Annotated in this window: 17 protein-coding genes; 4 read left to right on the top strand and 13 right to left on the bottom strand. The window is 66.7% G+C overall.

Going from position 1 to position 19,588, the window contains the following annotated elements; genetic code table 11:
* Positions 1-96: 96 nt before the first annotated feature.
* The 3 genes from ACNQQL_RS28045 to ACNQQL_RS28035 all read right to left on the bottom strand — a co-directional run bounded on the left by ACNQQL_RS28045 (position 97) and on the right by ACNQQL_RS28035 (position 2,390).
* A complete protein-coding gene (locus tag ACNQQL_RS28045; RefSeq protein WP_347067241.1) occupies positions 97-669 on the bottom strand; it encodes a flavodoxin family protein in 573 nt (190 codons plus the stop codon).
* A 200-nt stretch (positions 670-869) separates the two neighbouring features.
* Entirely contained in the window at positions 870-1,463 is a 594-nt protein-coding gene (locus ACNQQL_RS28040) for a YbhB/YbcL family Raf kinase inhibitor-like protein (RefSeq protein ID WP_347067239.1), read from the bottom strand.
* Between the two features lie 240 nt (positions 1,464-1,703).
* Positions 1,704-2,390, bottom strand: a complete 687-nt coding sequence (locus ACNQQL_RS28035) for an orotate phosphoribosyltransferase (RefSeq protein WP_034183954.1) — start codon at positions 2,388-2,390, stop codon at positions 1,704-1,706.
* A gap of 458 nt (positions 2,391-2,848) precedes the next feature.
* Here ACNQQL_RS28035 and ACNQQL_RS28030 point away from each other — a divergent pair, with 458 nt between their 5' ends.
* Complete coding sequence (locus ACNQQL_RS28030; RefSeq protein ID WP_034183955.1) at positions 2,849-5,119, top strand: NADP-dependent malic enzyme; 2,271 nt, start codon at positions 2,849-2,851, stop codon at positions 5,117-5,119.
* A 139-nt stretch (positions 5,120-5,258) separates the two neighbouring features.
* On the opposite strand, the gene ACNQQL_RS28025 is transcribed toward ACNQQL_RS28030, so the two are convergent.
* Positions 5,259-8,849 (bottom strand): indolepyruvate ferredoxin oxidoreductase family protein, encoded by a 3,591-nt coding sequence (locus ACNQQL_RS28025; protein WP_347067236.1) that lies wholly within the window; start codon positions 8,847-8,849, stop codon positions 5,259-5,261.
* Positions 8,850-9,166: 317 nt separating this feature from the next.
* Here ACNQQL_RS28025 and ACNQQL_RS28020 point away from each other — a divergent pair, with 317 nt between their 5' ends.
* On the top strand, positions 9,167-9,361 hold the full coding sequence (locus ACNQQL_RS28020; RefSeq protein ID WP_072443204.1) for a hypothetical protein: 195 nt from the start codon (positions 9,167-9,169) through the stop codon (positions 9,359-9,361).
* Between the two features lie 134 nt (positions 9,362-9,495).
* Here ACNQQL_RS28020 and hppD read toward each other — a convergent pair whose 3' ends face one another.
* Positions 9,496-10,593 (bottom strand): 4-hydroxyphenylpyruvate dioxygenase, encoded by a 1,098-nt coding sequence (gene hppD / locus ACNQQL_RS28015; protein ID WP_174382530.1) that lies wholly within the window; start codon positions 10,591-10,593, stop codon positions 9,496-9,498.
* A gap of 213 nt (positions 10,594-10,806) precedes the next feature.
* Between hppD and ACNQQL_RS28010 the strand changes: the two genes are divergently transcribed.
* Positions 10,807-11,331, top strand: a complete 525-nt coding sequence (locus ACNQQL_RS28010) for an Lrp/AsnC family transcriptional regulator (RefSeq protein ID WP_347067233.1) — start codon at positions 10,807-10,809, stop codon at positions 11,329-11,331.
* Between the two features lie 160 nt (positions 11,332-11,491).
* On the opposite strand, the gene ACNQQL_RS28005 is transcribed toward ACNQQL_RS28010, so the two are convergent.
* The 8 genes from ACNQQL_RS28005 to paaA form a co-directional block, all read right to left on the bottom strand.
* Entirely contained in the window at positions 11,492-12,139 is a 648-nt protein-coding gene (locus tag ACNQQL_RS28005) for a GNAT family N-acetyltransferase (protein ID WP_204425447.1), read from the bottom strand.
* A 244-nt stretch (positions 12,140-12,383) separates the two neighbouring features.
* Positions 12,384-12,989 carry a TetR/AcrR family transcriptional regulator gene (locus ACNQQL_RS28000; RefSeq protein WP_027783292.1) on the bottom strand — a complete coding sequence of 202 codons (606 nt, stop codon included), beginning with the start codon at positions 12,987-12,989 and terminating at the stop codon, positions 12,384-12,386.
* A 16-nt stretch (positions 12,990-13,005) separates the two neighbouring features.
* Positions 13,006-13,830 (bottom strand): DUF1835 domain-containing protein, encoded by an 825-nt coding sequence (locus tag ACNQQL_RS27995; protein WP_347067230.1) that lies wholly within the window; start codon positions 13,828-13,830, stop codon positions 13,006-13,008.
* A 128-nt stretch (positions 13,831-13,958) separates the two neighbouring features.
* Positions 13,959-15,023, bottom strand: a complete 1,065-nt coding sequence (paaE, locus tag ACNQQL_RS27990; RefSeq protein WP_204426331.1) for a 1,2-phenylacetyl-CoA epoxidase subunit PaaE — start codon at positions 15,021-15,023, stop codon at positions 13,959-13,961.
* A 121-nt stretch (positions 15,024-15,144) separates the two neighbouring features.
* Positions 15,145-15,708 carry a 1,2-phenylacetyl-CoA epoxidase subunit PaaD gene (gene paaD / locus ACNQQL_RS27985; protein WP_175948699.1) on the bottom strand — a complete coding sequence of 188 codons (564 nt, stop codon included), beginning with the start codon at positions 15,706-15,708 and terminating at the stop codon, positions 15,145-15,147.
* Between the two features lie 25 nt (positions 15,709-15,733).
* Positions 15,734-16,537 carry a 1,2-phenylacetyl-CoA epoxidase subunit PaaC gene (paaC, locus tag ACNQQL_RS27980; RefSeq protein WP_347067227.1) on the bottom strand — a complete coding sequence of 268 codons (804 nt, stop codon included), beginning with the start codon at positions 16,535-16,537 and terminating at the stop codon, positions 15,734-15,736.
* Positions 16,538-16,547: 10 nt separating this feature from the next.
* Entirely contained in the window at positions 16,548-16,832 is a 285-nt protein-coding gene (paaB, locus tag ACNQQL_RS27975; protein WP_010092957.1) for a 1,2-phenylacetyl-CoA epoxidase subunit PaaB, read from the bottom strand.
* A gap of 35 nt (positions 16,833-16,867) precedes the next feature.
* Positions 16,868-17,866: a 1,2-phenylacetyl-CoA epoxidase subunit PaaA gene (paaA, locus tag ACNQQL_RS27970; protein ID WP_347067223.1), complete on the bottom strand. Its 999-nt coding sequence runs from the start codon at positions 17,864-17,866 to the stop codon at positions 16,868-16,870.
* 199 nt (positions 17,867-18,065) lie between these two features.
* On the opposite strand from paaA, the gene ACNQQL_RS27965 reads away from it, so the two are divergent.
* Entirely contained in the window at positions 18,066-19,331 is a 1,266-nt protein-coding gene (locus tag ACNQQL_RS27965) for an SGNH/GDSL hydrolase family protein (RefSeq protein ID WP_347067221.1), read from the top strand.
* Positions 19,332-19,588 lie beyond the last annotated feature (257 nt).

Below are 19,588 nucleotides of genomic sequence, written 5' to 3'. Positions count from 1 at the left end.
ATCCGGCGCGCCTGCACCGCGCGGGGCGAAAAAAGACGGCCGGCGGGCCGTCTTGTGTCCCTTTGACGCCCGCCGGCGCGGGCGCCCGGGGCCGGCTCAGCGGCTGCCGGCAACCCAGCGTGCCGTCGCTTCGGCGATGCGCCGGCCAAATACCTTCCCGGTCTCGAGGTCGCCCGGCGCCGGGCCCTCGTCGGGCGTCGCATCCGCCGGCGACTGCGCGAGCAGGCCCGTGGAGCCGCCGAGGTAGTTGATGTCGTTGCGCGTGGCCGCCTTCGAGTTGGCCGGCATCAGGCTCGTGCCGACCCACACCATCCCATGCTGCATCGACAGCGTGACGAAATATTGGATCGTCGAGAACTTGTCGCCGTTCATCGTCGCGGAGTTCGTAAAGCCCGCGGCGATCTTGTCTTTCCACTTCTGCGTGAACCACGCTTTCGACGTTGCGTCGGCAAACTGCTTGAACTGTGCCGATGGGCCGCCCATGTAGGTCGGCGCGCCGAAGACGATCGCGTCGGCCGCGTCGAGGGCGGCCCAGCCCGCGTCGTCGAGGTCGCCGACGGCGATCAGGCGTACGGTCGCGCCGGCGTCCTGCGCGCCCGCGTGAACGGCCTCGGCCAGTTTCTGCGTGTGACCGTAGCCGCTGTGATAGACGATGACGATGTTCGACATGAAGCGTTCTCCGGAAAGGGACGGGAACGGCGGCCGCAGCGGCCTGCCGCGTCACGCGTCGCCGGCGGGCGGCGCGACCGATGCGCGGCGTGTGGGGCCGCGACCGGTGACGACGAGTCTAGCAAGCCGAAATGACGGGAAAACGCGCGCATGCGGCGCACTGAAATTCGCGTCGGCCGGCAATCGCGGCCCGGCGTCCGTCACTGCCCGTAGCTAACCGTGAATTGCGCGCTGCCGATCGCGAGCGTGCCGATCTCATGCTCGAACATCGGTGCGGGTCGGCCCTGCGCGATGCGCAGGTCGTTGCCCTTCAGCGCGTAGACGGTGATCACGTAGCGGTGCGGCTTGCCGGGCGGCGGGCACGGGCCGCCGTAGCCGTCGATCCCGAAGTCGTTGCGCGCCTCGATCGCGCCGATGCGCCGCAGGAAGCCGGACGCGCTCGCGTCGGTGGGCAGGCTCGTGACCGTGGCCGGGATGCCTGCCACGGCCCAGTGCCACCAGCCGCGCCCGGGTGCGTCGGGATCGAAGATCGTGACCGCGTAGCTGCGCGTGCCGGGCGGCGGGTTGTGCCAGGCGAGCTGCGGCGAGCGGTTCGCGCCCTTGCAGTCGCCGCGGTCGAACACGTTCGCGGCGCGGACGCGCCCGCCGGGCGTCAGGTCGTCGCTCGACATGGTGAACGGGTCTTCCGCATGAACGGGCAGCGCCGCGAAGACGGCGGTGCAAACGAGGAGAGCGATGAACGGAGACGGGCGACCCGATGGCGCAGGCGGAGTGATCCGGCGATCCACACGCATATGGCGCTTCTCCCGTCACGTGGGCCGGGCCGATGCTCCCGGCGTTGTTGGCGTTGTGCGTTGCCCGCGTCGCTGATGGCGGCGATGGATCAAGTCTAGCATTAGGGTTCGATGAGCGATGCACACCGCGACCCGCGGTCGCGACCGGTTCTTGCGCGGAACGACGGACGAAAAAAAGCCGCCTGCGGTGAAGCAGGCGGCTTGTTCAGCCAGTGCGCCGGCATGCATGCCGGCGCGCTGTTACTCCTGGGCGCCCGTCGCGCCGCCGTGCGCGGCCGACCACTCGGCCGGCGCGTGCAGGAATTTCTCGACTTCGTCGAGCGTCTTCGTCTCGAAGTAGCCCGATGCCTTCGCGACGCGCAGCACGTCCCACCACGTCGCCAGCGCGTGCAGGTCGACGTCGATGTCCTTCAGGACCGACACGCTTTCCTTGAAGATGTCGTAGTGGAACAGCACGAAGCAGTGGTTCACCGTCGCGCCCGCGGTACGCAGCGCATTGACGAAGTTGATCTTGCTGCGGCTGTCGGTCGTCAGGTCTTCCACCAGCAGCACGCGCGAGCCTTCTTCCAGATGGCCTTCGATCTGCGCGTTGCGGCCGAAACCCTTCGGCTTCTTGCGCACGTACTGCATCGGCACCATCATCCGGTCCGCGATCCATGCCGCGAACGGGATGCCGGCCGTCTCGCCGCCCGCCACCGCGTCGATCTGCTCGAAGCCGATGTCGCGCGTGATCGTCGTTTCCGCCATTTCCATCAGCGCACGGCGCACGCGCGGATACGAGATCAGCTTGCGGCAGTCGATATAGACGGGGCTTGCCCAGCCGGACGTGAAGATGAACGGTTTTTCGGCGTTGAAGTGCACCGCCTGCACTTCGAGCAGGATTTTGGCGGTCGTATCCGAGATCGACTGACGATCGTAGCCTGTCATGGGCATTCCTTGGGTGATGAGCGAGGAGCGGGCGCGGGCCCGGTGGCGCAGCACGGGAACCCGGCCGGGGGCCGGGGGCGCGATCGGAAGGCCGATCGCATCGCTGCGCGCGTAGCCGGCTATTTTACCCGATTCAGGCCGGTTTTCGGCGGAATTCGCGCAGGTTCGCGATGCCGCCCACCACCGGCGAAACAAGCGGGGGCGGATCGCCCCGGTGCGATGCCGGGGATGCGGCGCTGCACCAACATGTGTCATGCGCGGGGTGTACACTAGGCGACCCTTAGAAATCGTTCAGTACTTTGTACTTTCCTCTTGCCACCCGCCAAGGTTCGATGGCGTGCCGACCCGGCGCGTCGCGTGCCGTCTCGCAGTCGACCATCCCCTCGATTCAAGCAGACGCGGCCGAAGGTGCTGTGTACTGAACCGTCAAAATTTCGCATGTCTCTCGCAGGTCAATCATGGACGAACAACTGAAGCAGGCCGCTCTCGCTTATCACCTGAACCCGAAACCCGGCAAGATTTCGGTCACCCCGACCAAGCCGCTGTCGAACCAGCTCGATCTGTCGCTCGCGTATTCGCCGGGCGTCGCCGCCGCGTGCGAGGCGATCCACGCCGATCCGCTCGACGCGCAGAAGTACACGTCGCGCGGCAATCTCGTCGGCGTCATCACGAACGGCACGGCCGTGCTCGGTCTCGGCAACATCGGCCCGCTCGCCGCGAAGCCGGTGATGGAAGGCAAGGGCTGCCTCTTCAAGAAATTCGCGGGCATCGACGTGTTCGACATCGAGCTGTCGGAGTCCGACCCCGACAAGCTCGTCGAGGCGATCGCGATGCTCGAGCCGACGCTCGGCGGCATCAACCTCGAGGACATCAAGGCGCCGGAATGCTTCTACATCGAGCAGAAGCTGCGCGAGCGCATGAAGATCCCCGTCTTCCACGACGACCAGCACGGCACCGCGATCATCGCGTCGGCCGCGATCCTGAACGGCCTGAAGGTCGTCGGCAAGAAGCTGTCCGAAGTGAAGCTCGTGTGCTCGGGCGCCGGCGCCGCGGCCATCGCGTGTCTGGACCTGCTGGTGAACCTCGGCCTGACGAAGTCGAACATCCTCGTCGCCGATTCGAAGGGCGTGATCTACGAAGGGCGCGGCAATCTCGATCCGTCGAAGCAGCGCTATGCGGCCACGACCGACGCGCGCACGCTCGCCGATGCGATCGTCGGCGCGGACGTGTTCCTCGGCTGCTCGAGCGCCGGCGTGCTGAAGCAGGACATGGTCAAGACGATGGGCGACCGGCCGCTGATCCTGGCGCTCGCGAATCCGGAACCGGAAATCCGCCCGGAAGACGCGAAGGCCGTGCGCCCGGACGCGATCGTCGCAACCGGCCGTTCGGACTATCCGAACCAGGTCAACAACGTGCTGTGCTTCCCGTTCATCTTCCGCGGCGCGCTCGACGTCGGCGCGACGACGATCACGGAAGAAATGAAGCTCGCGTGCGTGCGCGCGATCGCCGAGCTGGCCCAGGAAACCGACCAGAGCGAGGAAGTCGCGAAGGCGTATGAAGGCCACTCGCTCGAATTCGGGCCGGAATACCTGATTCCGAAGCCGTTCGACCCGCGCCTGATCATCAAGATTGCGCCGGCCGTCGCGCAGGCCGCGATGGATTCGGGCGTCGCGACGCGTCCGATCCAGGACATGGACGCGTACCGCGAGCAGCTCGGCGCGACCGTCTACCGCACCGGCATGGTGATGCGCCCGGTGTTCGCGACCGCGAAGAAGAAGCAGGCCCGCATCGTGTTCGCCGAGGGCGAGGACGAGCGCGTGCTGCGTGCCGCGCAGTTCGTGCTGCAGGAAAAGATCGCGCAGCCGATCATCGTCGGCCGTCCGTCGGTCATCGAGATGCGCCTGCAGAAGATCGGCTCGAAGCTGAAGGCCGGTGTCGATTTCGAGATCGTCAATCCGGAAGACGACACGCGCTACCACCGCTACTGGCAGGCGTACCACGACATCGCTGCGCGCGACGGCGTGACGCCGGAAGTCGCGAAGGCCGCGATGCGCAAGTTCAACACGCTGATCGGCGCGATGCTTGTGCATCTGGGCGACGCGGACGGGATGATCTGCGGGATGATCGACACGTTCCACAGCCACCTGAAGTTCATCGAGCAGGTGCTGGGCCGTGCGAAGGGCGCCGAGCACTTCGCGGCGATGAACCTGCTGATGCTGCCGGGCCGCAACCTGTTCCTGTGCGACACGTACGTGAACGAGCAGCCGAGCGCCGAACAGCTCGCCGACATGACGATCCAGGCGGCGGCCGAGATCGAGCGCTTCGGTATCACGCCGAAGGCCGCGCTGCTGTCGAACTCGAACTTCGGCAGCGCGCCGTCGTCGTCGTCGCGCCGGATGGCCGAGGCTCGCAAGCTGATCGTCGAACGTGCGCCGAACCTGGAAGTCGACGGCGAAATGCACGGCGACGCGGCGCTGTCGGAAGTGATCCGCAAGCAGGCCTTCCCGGGCACGACGCTGTCGGGTGAAGCGAACCTGCTGATCATGCCGAACGTCGAAGCCGCGAACATCGCGTACAACCTGCTGAAGATGGTCGGCGGCGAAGGCGTGACGGTCGGCCCGTTCCTGCTCGGCGCCGCGCAGCCGGTCCACATCCTGACGCCGGCCGCGACCGTGCGCCGGATCATCAACATGACGGCCGTTGCCGCCGCGAACGTGAACACGAAGTAAGTTCGCGGCCGTGTGTGCCGCGCTTCCGGCGCGGCGCAATGAAAAACGCCACGGAACCTGCGTTCCGTGGCGTTTTTTTTATCGTGATCCGCTGCCGGCGCGGGCAGGTGTCCGAACCGCGAACGCCCGCCGCGCGCCGTTACGCGACCTGCTGGTGCGACTGGCCGCCGGCCGGCGAACGCCACTTCGCGAGCAGCGTGTTCCACTTCTGGCGTACCGCGCGCAGGTTGTTCTCCTTCACGTGGCCGTAGCCGCGGATGCCGTCCGGCAGCGCCGCGAGCTCGAGTGCGAGCGGGCGGTTGGCCGTGTTCAGCCTGCCAAGCACTTCGCCGATCAGCGCTTCGTACTCGCCGATCAGCGCGCGCTCGGTGCGGCGTTCCTCGGTACGACCGAACGGGTCGAGCCCCGTGCCGCGCAGGAACTTCGCCTTCGCGAGCAGCCGGAATGCCGACATCATCCACGGGCCGTACGCCTTTTTCACGAGATGGCCGTGCGCGTCCGTCTTCGCGAACAGCGGCGGCGCGAGGTGGAATTTCAGCTTCCAGTCGCCTTCGAACTGCGCGGACAGGCGCGCGAGGAACGCGGGGTCGGACTGCAACCGCGCGACCTCGTATTCGTCCTTATACGCCATCAGCTTGAACAGGTTGCGCGCGACCGCTTCGGTCAGTTGCTCCTGCACCGTATCGCCGTCCGCCAGCGCGCGCTCGGCCGCGCGCACCTTGTCGACGAATGCCGCGTAGCGCGATGCGTACGCGGCGTTCTGGTACGCGGTGAGGAATTCCACGCGCTTTGCGATCAGCGCGTCGACCGCCTTCTTCGTGTGCAGCGCGATCACCGTGGCGCCTTGCGCGGGGCGCGCATCGCCGGCCGCTGCCTGCTTTACGCTTGCCAGGTCGTACGCGGCGCGCCGGCCCCAGTCGAAGGCCGCGCGGTTCTTCTCGACCGACACGGCGTTCAGTTCGATCGCGCGTTCGAGCGATGCGAGCGTGAGCGGCAGCCAACCCTTCTGCCACGCGTAGCCGAGCACGAACGGGTTCGTGTAGATCGCGTCGCCGAGCAGCGCGACCGCGAAGCGGTTCGCGTCGATGAAATCGACGGCAACGCCTGCCGCCGCGCGGATGTCATTCTCCGCGGACAGGCCGGGGAACGCCCAGTTCGGGTTCTTGATGAACTCGGCGGTCGGCGTCTGCGCGCTGTTGACGACCACGCGCGTCGCGTCGTGCCGCATCCGCGACGTGCACTCGTCGCCGGCCGTGACGATCGCGTCGCAGCCGATCACGAGGTCGGCTTCGCCCATCGCGATCCGCGTCGCGTGGATGTCGGTCGGCGCGTGCGAGATCTGCACGTGGCTCATCACGGCGCCGCCCTTCTGCGCGAGGCCCGTGACGTCGAGCACGGTCACGCCCTTGTTCTCCAGGTGCGCGGCCATTCCGAGCAGCGCGCCGATCGTGACGACACCCGTGCCGCCGACGCCCGTGACGAGCACGCCGTACGCGCGGTCGATGTCCGGCAGCGTCGGTTCCGGGATCGGCGGCAGTGCGCTGCCGTCGACCGAAACCGCCTTCGGCTTCTTCAACTGGCCGCCCTCGACCGTGACGAAGCTCGGGCAGAAGCCCTTCAAGCACGAGAAGTCCTTGTTGCAGCTCGATTGATTGATCTGGCGCTTCGTGCCGAACTCGGTTTCCAGCGGCTCGACCGACAGGCAGTTCGACTGCACCGAGCAGTCGCCGCAGCCTTCGCACACCGCTTCGTTGATCACGACGCGCTTCGCCGGGTCCGGATAGGTGCCGCGCTTGCGGCGGCGGCGCTTCTCGGTTGCGCAGGTCTGGTCATAGATCAGGATCGTCGTGCCGGCGATCTCGCGCAGCTCGCGCTGCACGTCGTCGAGCTGGTCGCGGTGATGGATCGTCACGCCCGGCGCGAGCTGCGTCTTCTGGCTGTCGTACTTCTCCGGCTCGTCGGTGACGATCACGATCTTCTTCGCGCCTTCGGACGCGAGCTGGTGCGTGATCTGCGGCACCGTCAGCACGCCGTCGACAGGCTGGCCGCCCGTCATCGCGACCGCGTCGTTGTAGAGGATCTTGTATGTGATGTTCGCTTTCGACGAGATCGCCGCGCGCACCGCGAGCAGGCCCGAGTGGAAATAGGTGCCGTCGCCGAGGTTCGCGAACACGTGCTTCTCGTCCGTGAACGGCGCCTGGCCGATCCACGGCACGCCTTCGCCGCCCATCTGGCTGAAGGTGCTCGTGCTGCGGTCCATCCACACGGTCATGTAGTGGCAGCCGATGCCGGCGATCGCGCGCGAGCCTTCCGGCACGTTGGTCGACGTGTTGTGCGGGCAGCCCGAGCAGAACCACGGCTTGCGCTCGGTCTGCACGTGCGGCTTCGCGAGCGCCATTTCCTTCGCGTTGATCACCGCGAGCCGCGCGGCGATGCGCGCGCGCACGTCGGACGGCAGTTCGAACTTCTCGAGGCGCGTCGCGATCGCCTTCGCGATGATCGCGGGCGACAGTTCGTAGTGCGCGGGCAGCAGCCAGTTGCCCATCGGCACCGACCATTCGCCGCCGGCGCCGTCCTTCTCGTCGAACTTGCCGAACACGCGCGGCCGTTGCGCGTCGGGCCAGTTGTACAGCTCTTCCTTGATCGCGTATTCGAGGATCTGGCGCTTTTCCTCGACGACGAGAATTTCGTCGAGGCCGCGCGCGAATGCCTGCGCGCCCTGCGCTTCGAGCGGCCACACGCAGCCGACCTTGTAGAGCCGGATGCCGATCCGCGAGCAGGTTTCGTCGTCGAGGCCGAGGTCGGTCAGCGCCTGGCGCACGTCGAGGTACGCCTTGCCGCCGGTCATGATCCCGAAGCGCGCGCCCGGCGAATCGATCTCGATCCGGTCGAGCTTGTTCGCGCGCACATAGGCGAGCGCCGCGTACCACTTGTAGTCGAGCAGCCGCGCTTCCTGCACGAGCGGCGGGTCGGGCCAGCGGATGTTCAGGCCGCCGTCCGGCATGATGAAGTCGGTCGGCAGCACGATCTCGGTGCGATGCGGGTCGATGTCGACCGACGCCGACGATTCGACCACGTCCGTCACGCACTTGAGCGCGACCCACAGGCCCGAGTAGCGGCTCATTGCCCAGCCGTGCAGGCCGAAATCGAGATATTCCTGCACGTTGGACGGGAACAGCACCGGCAGCCCGCAGGCCTTGAAGATGTGTTCGGACTGGTGCGCGAGCGTCGACGATTTCGCCGCGTGGTCGTCGCCGGCGAGCACCAGCACGCCGCCGTGCTGCGACGAGCCGGCCGAGTTCGCGTGCTTGAACACGTCGCCGGTGCGGTCGACGCCCGGGCCCTTGCCGTACCACATGCCGAACACGCCGTCGTGCTTCGCGCCGGGGTACAGGTTCACCTGCTGCGAGCCCCACACGGCGGTGGCGGCGAGATCTTCGTTGATGCCGGGCTGGAAGACGATCTGGTGGGCCGCCAGATACTGCTTGGCCTTCCAGAGCGACAGATCGAGGCCGCCGAGCGGAGAGCCGCGATAGCCGGAGATGAAGCCGGCCGTATTGAGACCGGCGGCGCGGTCGCGTTCCTGCTGGAGCATCGGCAGGCGCACGAGGGCCTGGATGCCGCTCATGTACGCGCGGCCGCGCTCCAGTGTGTATTTGTCATCAAGCGTGACGGACTTCAGCGCGGCTTCTAGCGACGCGCGTTGGCCTGCGTCTAGCGGGGCATTCATTAACAGTCTCCTCCACCCAGTTTGGGATCACCAAAACTCGACTGCTCCGGCGTCTTGTGAACGCGTCGACAGTGGCCGGCATATTGGCCGGTTTTAAGCGATGGTAGCACTGGGGCAAACCCGCCGCCCACCGGCCGGAATGCGGCGGCGCACCAGGGAAAAGGGCTGGATCATGCGTTACATCATGTAAATGCATGTAAAGCTGGCCCCATCTGCGGGCAAATGCCGTTAATCTTGTCGGCCTGCCGGAGGTGCCCGGCCGCGTTGGTTCGTTTCGACGCAATCGGGGAGGCGCCGGCAGTTTTACAGGAGGTGCAATGAACACACGTCATATCCAGAGTTTCCTGATCGTGTCCGCCGCGTTTTTCGCGATGACCGGCCCGGTGCGCGCGCAAGGCGCGAGCGCACTGGCGGCAGCCGGCGTGCAGATGCGTCAGATCGTGCCGGCCCAGGATGCCGTCGCGCAGCCGGCGGCCGAGCGCGTCGTCGAATCGAAGGCGAACGCGCGTTGATCCGGTCGCGCGGCCTGCGGGCCGCGCCGGAAATGCCAAAAAGGGCGGGAATCGTCGGATTCCCGCCCTTTTTCTTTGTGCCGCCGGATCGTGCGGCCGGCCCGGTTGCCCCGGGCCGCCGCGCGCCGGACGCGTCAGGCCTTGTCCTGCACGACGCCGCGGCGGATCTGGTCGAGCTCGATCGATTCGAACAGCGCCTTGAAGTTGCCTTCGCCGAAGCCCTGGTTGCCCTTGCGCTGGATGATCTCGAAGAAGATCGGCCCGATCTGGTTCTCGGTGAAGATCTGCAGCAGCAAGTCGTCGCGCGCGCCGTCGATCAGGATCTTGCGCTTCTTCAGTTCGTCCAGCGATTCGCCGTGATTCGGCACGCGGCGGTCGACCAGCTCGTAATACGTGTCGATCGTGTCGAGCAGCTTCACTTCCTTGCCGCGCAGCCCGTCGACCGCGCCGTAGATGTCGTTCGTGCCGAGCGCGATGTGCTGGATGCCTTCGCCGTGGTACGCGTCGAGGTATTCCTGGATCTGGCCGGCCGTGTCCGAGCCTTCCTCGTTGATCGGGATACGGATCTTGCCGCACGGCGACGTCATCGCCTTCGATTTCACGCCCGTCACCTTGCCTTCGATGTCGAAGTAGCGCACTTCGCGGAAGTTGAACAGGCGTTCGTAGAACTCGGCCCATTCCTGCATGCGGCCGCGATGCACGTTGTGCGTCAGGTGGTCGATGTAGGTGAGGCCGTGGCCGGCCGGGTTCGGGTTCGCGCCTGCGATCGGCTCGAAATCGACGTCATAGATGCTGATGTCGCCGATCGAGCCCGGCTGCGCGCCGTTCTTGCCGCGCCAGCGATCGACGAAGTAGATCAGCGAATCGCCGATGCCCTTGATCGCCGGGATGTTCAGCTCCATCGGGCCAGTCTTGTTGTCGAAGCCCCATGCGCCGAGTTCGAGCGCGTGCTTGTATGCCTTCGCGGCGTCCTGCACGCGGAATGCGATCGCGCAGATCGACGGGCCGTGCAGGCGCGCGAAGCGTTGCGCGAACGAATCGGGTTCGGCGTTGATGATGAAGTTGATGTCGCCCTGGCGGTAGACCGTCACGTCCTTGTGGCGGTGGCGCGCGATCGCGGTGAAACCCATCCGTTCGAACAGTTGTCCGAGCGCTTTCGGGTCCGGTGCCGTGTATTCGATGAATTCGAAGCCGTCGGTGCCGACGGGGTTGTCCCAGTTGGGGATCTGCATGTCGTGTCTCCTGTGCGGGGCGATCGGCCGGGGCGACGTGTGCGCGCCCGGCCCGGTTCGATGTCGAAGGCGGCGCACGCGCCGGCGTGCGCAACGAATCGGTACGTGCGACAAAGTGTAGCGGGCGGCCACGAGCGGAAACTTGCGAACTTAATCGTCCGTGCCTACGATGGCGCAATTTCCAATCTCTAAATAATCATTGGAGGGCAGAAGATGGCGCAAGCCGAATTGGATGCCATCGACCGGCGGATCCTCGCGATTCTTCAGGAGAACGGGCGCCTGTCGAACCAGGAGATCGCCGAGCGCGTGAACCTGTCGCCGAGCCCGTGCCTGCGGCGGATCCGGCGGCTCGAGGAGATCGGCGTGATCACCGGCTATGTCGCGCTGCTGGATCCGCAGAAGCTGGGGCTCGACCTGCTCGCATACGTGAGCGTGCGGCTCGAGAAGCGCGGCGGCCTGGCGCCGGTCCGGGCCGACGAGACGCCGGCGCGCGCGGGCGCGACCCACGCGGAGCTGTTTCGCGCGGCCGTGCAGACCTGGCCGGAAGTGGTCGCGTGCCACGCGATGACGGGAGACATGGATTACCTGCTGCGCGTGCAGGTCGAGGACATGGCGCATTTCTCCCGCTTCGTGCAGGAGCATCTGCTGCATCACCCGTCGGTCATCGACGTGAAGACGAGCTTTTCGCTCGAATGCTTCAAGGAGACGACGGCGTTGCCGATTCGTTCGGTGCGCTAGCGCGCCCGGCGGCGGGAGGAGGAGGGAAAAAAGGGGGCCGGGGGGGGGGGGGGGGGGGGGGGGGGGCCCGGGGCCGGGGGCGCCGCCGCGCCGGGGGGGGCGGGGGGGCGTCACACCGGGGGGCGGGGCCCCCCGGGGCGCCGCCCCCGGCCGGCCGATATTACGCCGTCAGCGCGGCGGGCATCAGCGATTCGATGAACTTCGACGTGCGGTGCGCCTGGCGCTTGAGCGCGTAGTCGAACACCGCCGCCTGTTCCTGCAGCATCTCGGCGATGATCGTCGAGTGGTCGGCCGGCGGCAGCGACAGGTACGCGTCGGCTTCGCCGTACGCGTACTCGATGCGCATCCCGGATTTCTTCGCGATGTGCATCATCGTCGCGTTACGCGACAGGCAGTGCATGTACAGCATCGTCACGTGCGTGTTGCGGCTGCGGATCGCCGCGCGCTCGAACAGCTTCGAGCCGACGCCGTGGCCGCGTGCGCTTTCGAGCACCGACACGCCGAACTCGGCCGTGCGCTTGTCGCCCTCGGCCGGCAGGTAGGCCAGGTGGCCGACGCCGATCAGTTCGAGTTCGTGGTCGAACACGCCGAACACGGTGTCGCGACCGAAGTCGATCGTGCGGACATAGTTCTCGATCACGTGGTCGGGCACCATCTGGCCGAAGCGCAGCAGGCGGTCCTCTTCGTCGAGCGAGAGAAAGTGGGTGAGCATCTGCTCACGGTCTTTGGAAGCCAGTTCCCTGACGAGAACCGGCGCACTACCGGCGGTGCCGACGACATCGGCATTGCCGTTCAATTGCGTGTTCATCGTGGGTTCCTCAATATGTGACCGTACAGCGGGTTGTGCAACGCAACAGCATTTTACCCGACCGCCGGCCCCCGGATTGGGGAAAACCCGTATTTAACCTTATTTATGCTGGAGGATGAATTCTAAATCTGCTTAGTTAATCCTATATCTATTTGATTTTTAACGGATTTAAAATTCATCATATGAAATGCGCGGCGGGCCGTCGCAGTGTGCCCGTCCTGCAACGCTTGCTGCTGTGCGGCAATCAGGCCGCCGTCGACAGCCCGCGTTCGATCAGGTCGATCACCTGCTCGGCGAAGTCTCGGTAGCCGAGACGGCCGCCCGGCTTCAGCCACGTGAACGTCCAGTTGATCATCCCGAACACCATCATCGTCACGGATGTCTGGTTTTCCTTCGAGATGCGGTCAGGGTACGCGCGCGCGAGCTGCCGCGTGAACGCTGCGACGATATCGCGCTGGCGGTCGAGTACGATCTCGCGCTGCGCGTCCTCGAGATACTTCACGTCGTTGAGCAGCGCGACGTGACGGCTGTGCGACGTCTCGTATTCGGAGAGGAACGCGCGCACGAGCTCCGCGAACGCGTCGCGCTCGCTGAGGCCGCGCCGCTGGCTCGCCCCTTCGACCTCGGCGATGATCAGCATCAGCCGCTTCGTGTAGCGGTCGAGCAGGTCGAACAGGATCGCTTCCTTGCTCTCGTAATAGTGATAAAGGCGTGCCTTCGACGTGCCGCTCGCGGTCGCGAGATCGGACATCGACGTGCTCGGGTAGCTCGTCTGCGCGAATTTCTCGGCGGCGAGATCGAGGATCTGTTCGCGCTGGGATTCGTGGTCGGGCGCTCGGGTACGGGCCATGGTCGAATGCGAAAGATTAGCGGTGCGCGATGGCCGTGCGGGCCGCGCGCACCTGCGTGGAAGAGAGGGCGGCGGGTGCGTCGTCCTGCAACTCGAGCCGGCCGGCCGCCGCGAGTTCGCGACAGCGCCACCAGGCGATCGAGTCGCTGACGAACAGGCCGCCGCGGTCGGCGTCGGCCATGATGCCGCCGACGAGGCGCCGCGCGGGCAGCCAGTCGGTTTCCGCGCGCGCGACGATCAGCGCGTCGAGATCGGCATAGTAGCCGCTCTTGATCGTGTTGCTGACCCAATAGCGAAGTTCGGCGTTCAGGTGCTTCGCTTCCTGCCATTCGAGTGCGAGGCGACCGATGCGCAGCACCGAGATCGGCGCGGCCACCGGCCGTTTCCGCGCCAGTTCCGCGGGCGAGAACATCCCGGTCGTGCATGCCTGGTCGGTGCGCGACAGCAATGCGCGTTGCGCCGAGTCGAGATCGGCGGCCGACAGCCGCACTTCGTTCAGGCGCTGCGGGACATTGCGCAGGTGATAGGCGACGCGGCGCAGCAGCAGCTTGTCGCCGACGCTCGGCGCGTGCCAGACGACCACCTGGCCCGCATCCATTGCGAGCTGGTCGAGGCGCGCGAATTCGCCTTCGATTTCCGCGTTCCAGTCGGGGATCTGGTCGCCGAGCACGCGCTCCCAGAAGGCGGCACGCGTGTCGGGCGTCTCGTCGGCGCCCTTGAGCGGCCCGACGCCGAGATCGTCGAGCAATCCGACGACGCGCTCGTCGCGTCCGGCTTGCGCGAGTGCCTCGCTCAGCGACGCGGCGGCGGTGCCGCCCTGAATCACATGAATGGTACTCATCGGCCTGTCGTCAACAAAAGAAAGCCGCCGGCCGGGCGGACGTTGCGATGTCCAGCCGGCCGGCGGCCCCTAGTGTAAGCGAGATGTGTGACGGCGAGAAACCGTCCGGCGCCGCGACGCGATGCCGCTCAACGCTCGTCGAAGCTCACGACGACCTTGTCGCTGATTGGGTGGCACTGGCACGTGAGCACGAAACCGTCCTTCACTTCGTGCGCCTCGAGCGTGTAGTTCTTCTCCATCCGCACTTCGCCCTCGATCACCTTCGCGCGGCACGTGCAGCACACGCCGCCCTTGCACGCGTACGGCAGCGCGAGGCCCGCGCGCAGGCCGACATCGAGCAGGCTCACGCCTTCGTACGGCAGGCGCAGCTTGCGCTTCTTGCCGTCGAGCACGATTTCCAGGTCGGCGGCCGGCGTCTGGTCGGTGATCTCCACGACCGGCGCGCCGGCCTGCGGCAGCGGCGTGCCGAAGCGCTCGACATGCACCTTCGCCTGCGGCACGCCGGCCGCCTTCAGCGCCGCTTCGGCTGCGTCCATCATCGGCGCGGGGCCGCAGACGAACGCCTCGTCGATCGCGTCGGCCGGCATCAGCGTAGTAAGGAATTCCGCGCATTTCGCCTGGTCGAGCACGCCGTTGAACAGTTCGACGTCCTGCTGGTCGTCCGACAGCACGTGATAGAGGACGAAGCGGTTCATGTAGCGGTTCTTCAGGTCCTCGAGCTCCTCCGCGAACATGATCGCGTCGACGCTGCGGTTGCCGTAGATCAGCGTGAACGTGCTGCGCGGCTCGAGTTCGAGCGTCGTCTTCACGATCGCGAGCACGGGCGTGATCCCCGAGCCGCCGGAAAACGCGACGTACTGCTTGCCATGGTCGGCATTCAGGTGCGTGAAGAAGCGGCCGTCCGGCGTCATCACGTCGATCGTATGGCCCGGCTTCAGCGTATCGAACGCGAAGTTCGAGAAGCGGCCACCGCGCACGCGCTTGATGCCGATGCGCAGTTCGCCGTCGCGGTCGTAGTCCGTCGTGCCGACGCAGATCGAATACGAGCGGCGCGTCTCCTCGCCGTCGATGTGGGTCTTCAGCGTGACGAACTGGCCCTGCGTGAAGCGGTAAGCGTCGCGCAGCTCGGGCGGCACGTCGAACGAGACGGTGACGGCGTCGGCGGTCTCGGGCCGCACGTCGCGGATACGCAGCGGATGAAATTGCGGGGTCGTCGACCCCCGCCGGGCCGCCTCGCGCGACGGATCTGCTTCCGGGGGATGGGGGAGCTGCGCCCCCCCAAGCGAATGAAGAGAGCGTGGGGGCTGTTTCATTTCAGTAGGGTTTGAAGTAGTCGAAGGGTTCGCGGCAGTCGACGCAGCGATACAGCGCCTTGCAGGCTGTGGACGCGAATTGCGCGAGACGCTCGGTGCGGGCGGAGCCGCAGCGCGGGCAGGCGGGCGCCGCGACGGGCCGCGGCACGAAACGCACGACGTTTTCCCGCGGCGCGGCGCTGCCGCACTGGCCGACCGGCGGCGCGATGCCGTACGCGCGCAGCTTGTCGCGCGCTTCCTGCGTGATCCAGTCGGTCGTCCACGCGGGCGCGAGCACCGTTTCGATTCGGTGCGGCGGGAGGCCGGCGGCCTGCAGTGCGGCGGCGACGTCCTCGGCGATCTGCGACATGGCCGGGCAGCCCGAATAGGTCGGCGTGATCACGACTTCGAGCAGGCCGTCGTCCGCACGGCGGACGTCGCGTAGGATGCCGAGCTCGCGGATCGACACGACCGGGATCTCGGGGTCGGGCACGGCTTCCAGCACGTCCCATGCGCGGGCGAGCAGCGGATCGTCGTGACGCGCGGCGGGCGCGGCGTCGGCGGGGGCGGCGGTCTGGACGGACATCGTCGGGCTCCGTGGCGTTGGCCGGTTACCAGGTCGCGCCGGGGTGCTGGCGCGCGAGGCTCTGCATTTCCGCGAGCAGGTAGCCCATGTGCTCCGAGTGCTCGCCCTGCTTGCCGGTCGTCACATGCTTCACGGGCGCCGGCAGCGTGAGCGTCGCCTCGGCGAGCGCATCGTCCACGTCCGCGCGCCATGCGGCTTCGATCGCGGCCGGTGCCGGGCCGATGCCCGGTGCGGCGATCGCGTCGTCGATCGCATCGGCTGCGAAGAATTCGCGCGTGTACGGGGTCAGGTAGTCGAGCGCATCCTGCGCGCGACGGTGCGATTCGTCGGTGCCGTCGCCGAGGCGAATGAGCCATTCGCGCGCGTGTTGCACGTGATAGCGGGTTTCCTTCACCGATTTCGCGGCGATCGCGGCGAGTTGCGTGTCGGTCGACGTTTCCAGCGCGGTCCATACGTGCAGCATCAGCGCCGCGTAGAGGAAGTTGCGCACGATCGTCACCGCGTAGTCCTTGTCGGCGTGCGCGGTGCCGGAGACCGGGCCGTAGTGCGGCAGTTCGGCGAGCGTGAAGTTCGCGAACTCGCGCTCGGTACGGAAGTACGCGTAGTCGTCCTCGGTCTTCGTCGCGCCGGTGAGCTGGCGCTCGAGTTCGGCGGCGTGCGTATACAGCATGCGCGCCTGGCCGATGAGGTCGAGGCTCATGTTGGTGAGCGCGATGTCTTCCTCGAGGATCGGGCCGTGGCCGCACCATTCGGCGTTGCGCTGACCCAGGATCAGCGCGTTGTCCGCGAGGCGCAGCACGTAGGAGAGGTGTTCGGGCGTGATCGTCATGGCGCGGGCGTTACATGTGGTTGACTTCGTCGGGCAGCGTGTAGAACGTCGGATGACGGTAGATCTTGTCGCCCGCCGGCTCGAACAGTTCGGCCTTCTCGTTCGGATCCGATGCGGTGATCGCCGACGACGGCACCACCCAGATGCTCACGCCTTCCTGGCGGCGCGTGTAGACGTCGCGCGCCATGCGCAGCGCCATCGACGCGTCGGCGGCATGCAGGCTGCCGCAATGCTTGTGGTCGAGGCCTTGCTTGCTGCGCACGAACACTTCCCAGATCGGCCATTCCTTGTTCATCACTTTCTCCTGATTCCTGAATTCGATGGTGCCGCTCAGGCGGCGTGCTGTTCGGCGCGGGCGCGGCGCTTCGCTTCGTGCGCGAGCGCGGCTTCGCGCACCCATGCACCGTCCTCGTGCGCTTTCACGCGGGTCGCGAGGCGTTCCTTGTTGCACGGGCCGTCGCCGTTGACCACGCGCCAGAATTCGTCCCAGTCGATCGCGCCGTAGTCGTGGTGGCCGCGCGCGTCGTTCCACTTCAGATCGGGATCGGGCAGCGTGACGCCGAGCACCTTCGCCTGGTCGACTGTCGCGTCGACGAACCTCTGCCGCAGGTCGTCGTTCGAGATCCGCTTGATGCCCCATTTTGCGGACTGGCTGCTGTGGACCGAATCGGCGTCGCTCGGGCCGAACATCATCAGCACCGGCCACCACCAGCGGTTCACGGCCTGCTGGACCATCGCGCGCTGCGCGTCGCTGCCCTTCATCATCGACAGCAGCGCGTCGAAACCCTGGCGCTGGTGGAACGACTCCTCCTTGCACACACGGATCATCGCGCGCGCGTACGGGCCGTACGTGCAGCGGCACAGCGGGATCTGGTTCATGATCGCGGCGCCGTCGACGAGCCAGCCGATCACGCCGACGTCCGCCCAGGTCGGCGTCGGGTAGTTGAAGATGCTCGAGTATTTCGCCTTGCCTGCGTGCAGCGCGTCGATCAGCGAATCGCGCGACACGCCGAGCGTTTCGGCGGCGCTATAAAGATAGAGGCCGTGGCCGGCTTCGTCCTGGACCTTCGCGAGCAGGATCGCCTTGCGCTTCAGGCTCGGCGCGCGCGAGATCCAGTTGCCTTCCGGCAGCATGCCGACGACTTCCGAATGCGCGTGCTGCGAGATCTGGCGAACCAGCGTCTTGCGATAGGCGTCGGGCATCCAGTCTTGCGGTTCGATCTTGCCGTCCGCGGCCATCACCGCATCGAACCGTGCTTGCTCGGGCGACTCGGCTGCGGCGTCGAGCGGCGCGACGTTGCCGGGGATGTCGAGGGATTGCGTGTACATGGCGAGATTCTCGTCCGGTTGAATGTGTGCGCAGTATAAACCAACCGACCGGTCGGTTAATAAATTTCTTGCGGATTTGCGGCGAGATTCGGGTAAACGAGGGACGTCGGGGCGCGACCAGGCGGCGCAAACGTGGACCGCCGCATGAGACTTGCGTCTTCTGCGGCACAATGCCCGCTTTCCGATGAGGATTTTGCCGATGTCATTCCGAAGCAGTTTCGCCGCGGCCGTGCTGGGCGCGGCCGTTTTCGTGTCGCCGTTCGCGGCTTCGGCCGCGCCGGCAGGATGGGTGGCCGCGTGGGCGACCGCGTTGCAGCCGATTCCCGACCTTGCCGCGCCGCCGCCGCTCTATCGCGCACCCGACGTGGCCGGGCGGACCGTGCGCCAGATCGTCTACCCGACGGTGTCGGGACGGGCAGCGCGGATTCGCGTCAGCAATGCATACGGTCACGCACCGCTGGTCGTCGAGGCGGCGAGCCTCGCACGTGCCGGCGACGGCGCCGCGCTCGCCGGCGGCGCGGCCGTGCCGGTCAGGTTCGGCGGCAAGGCGTCGGTGGCGCTCGCGCCGGGGCAGGAAGTCGAAAGCGATCCGGTGGCGATCGACGTGACGGCCGGACAGCCGTATGCCATCAGTCTGCAGATGGGACCGAACCAGCGGATGACGGTTTGGCACCGCGTGTCAAACCAGTTCAACTATGTCTCTGCGCCGGGCAATCACGTGAACGATCCGGCCGCCGCCGCGTTCCGTACCCGTTTTACCCAATATGCATGGGTGACCGAGTTGGCCGTCGAGGTTGGTTCCGCGCGAGCCAGCGTGGCCGCGATCGGCGATTCGATCACCGACGGACTGCGTTCGAGCGTGAACCGGAACCGCCGCTGGCCGGACGCGCTGGCGCGTCGGCTGACTGCGTCGGGTGCCGATTCGATCGGCGTCGTGAATCTGGGCATCAGCGGGAACCGGCTGCTTAGCGATTCCGCGTGCTACGGCACGTCGCTGGCGTCGCGGTTCGAGCGCGATGCGCTGTCGCGCTCGGGCGTGAAGGCCGCGGTCGTGCTGATCGGGATCAACGACATCAACTTCGCGGCGATGCCGCCGCACGCGGGGCTCGATTGCGACCATCCGCACACGCAGGTCACGGCCGCGTCGCTGATCGACGGCTATCGTCGGCTGATCGACGCGGCACACCGCCAGGGCGTGAAGGTCTTCGTCGCGACGCTCACGCCGGCCGGGTTGCCGGCCGGGCGCGAGGCGATCCGGCTCGAGGTGAACCGGTGGATCCGGAGTGGTGGAGGGTTCGACGGCGTGATCGACTTCGACGCGGTGTTGCGCGATCCGGCGCGCCCGAGCGTGCTGCAGCGTCGATACGACAGCGGCGACGGCATCCATCCAAGCGATACGGGCTACACGGCAATGGCCGACGCGGTGCCGGTCGAGCAGTTGCAGGCTGCCGTGGGCGGCAAGTGACGCGCTTCTACATATAGAGGAAGCGTTGCCGGTGGCCCGGACGCCAATAGCAACACCCGGCCCATTCTGTTCAAAGCCACCGTGCGCGCGAGCGCACGGAGGCTTTTTCAAAATAATTTCACAAAGGGGCTTGCGGAGACGGCGGCGGGTGCATAGAATCACGCCTCTTTCGCGCTAACGGCAACGCGGCGCGGGAGAGGGGAAGCGAAGTCGGTGGTGTGCAGCGGGTTGGGCGCACGGCTGGCGCAGGAAGATGG

Source organism: Burkholderia sp. LFS061 (genome assembly GCF_047978125.1).
Taxonomy (GTDB): domain Bacteria; phylum Pseudomonadota; class Gammaproteobacteria; order Burkholderiales; family Burkholderiaceae; genus Burkholderia; species Burkholderia pyrrocinia_C.
The sequence above is the reverse complement of the archived record's forward strand: the minus strand, read 5'-3'. Positions and strand labels throughout refer to the sequence as shown.

Excerpts from the sequence above, each read along its gene's own strand:
- ACNQQL_RS28045 (WP_347067241.1), bottom strand. The coding sequence starts at position 669 with ATGTCGAACATCGTCATCGTCTATCACAGCGGCTACGGTCACACGCAG.
- ACNQQL_RS28040 (WP_347067239.1), bottom strand. The coding sequence starts at position 1,463 with ATGCGTGTGGATCGCCGGATCACTCCGCCTGCGCCATCGGGTCGCCCG.
- ACNQQL_RS28035 (WP_034183954.1), bottom strand. The coding sequence starts at position 2,390 with ATGACAGGCTACGATCGTCAGTCGATCTCGGATACGACCGCCAAAATC.
- ACNQQL_RS28030 (WP_034183955.1), top strand. The coding sequence starts at position 2,849 with ATGGACGAACAACTGAAGCAGGCCGCTCTCGCTTATCACCTGAACCCG.
- ACNQQL_RS28025 (WP_347067236.1), bottom strand. The coding sequence starts at position 8,849 with ATGAATGCCCCGCTAGACGCAGGCCAACGCGCGTCGCTAGAAGCCGCG.
- ACNQQL_RS28020 (WP_072443204.1), top strand. The coding sequence starts at position 9,167 with ATGAACACACGTCATATCCAGAGTTTCCTGATCGTGTCCGCCGCGTTT.
- hppD (WP_174382530.1), bottom strand. The coding sequence starts at position 10,593 with ATGCAGATCCCCAACTGGGACAACCCCGTCGGCACCGACGGCTTCGAA.
- ACNQQL_RS28010 (WP_347067233.1), top strand. The coding sequence starts at position 10,807 with ATGGCGCAAGCCGAATTGGATGCCATCGACCGGCGGATCCTCGCGATT.
- ACNQQL_RS28005 (WP_204425447.1), bottom strand. The coding sequence starts at position 12,139 with ATGAACACGCAATTGAACGGCAATGCCGATGTCGTCGGCACCGCCGGT.
- ACNQQL_RS28000 (WP_027783292.1), bottom strand. The coding sequence starts at position 12,989 with ATGGCCCGTACCCGAGCGCCCGACCACGAATCCCAGCGCGAACAGATC.
- ACNQQL_RS27995 (WP_347067230.1), bottom strand. The coding sequence starts at position 13,830 with ATGAGTACCATTCATGTGATTCAGGGCGGCACCGCCGCCGCGTCGCTG.
- paaD (WP_175948699.1), bottom strand. The coding sequence starts at position 15,708 with ATGTCCGTCCAGACCGCCGCCCCCGCCGACGCCGCGCCCGCCGCGCGT.
- paaC (WP_347067227.1), bottom strand. The coding sequence starts at position 16,537 with ATGACGATCACGCCCGAACACCTCTCCTACGTGCTGCGCCTCGCGGAC.
- paaB (WP_010092957.1), bottom strand. The coding sequence starts at position 16,832 with ATGAACAAGGAATGGCCGATCTGGGAAGTGTTCGTGCGCAGCAAGCAA.
- paaA (WP_347067223.1), bottom strand. The coding sequence starts at position 17,866 with ATGTACACGCAATCCCTCGACATCCCCGGCAACGTCGCGCCGCTCGAC.
- ACNQQL_RS27965 (WP_347067221.1), top strand. The coding sequence starts at position 18,066 with ATGTCATTCCGAAGCAGTTTCGCCGCGGCCGTGCTGGGCGCGGCCGTT.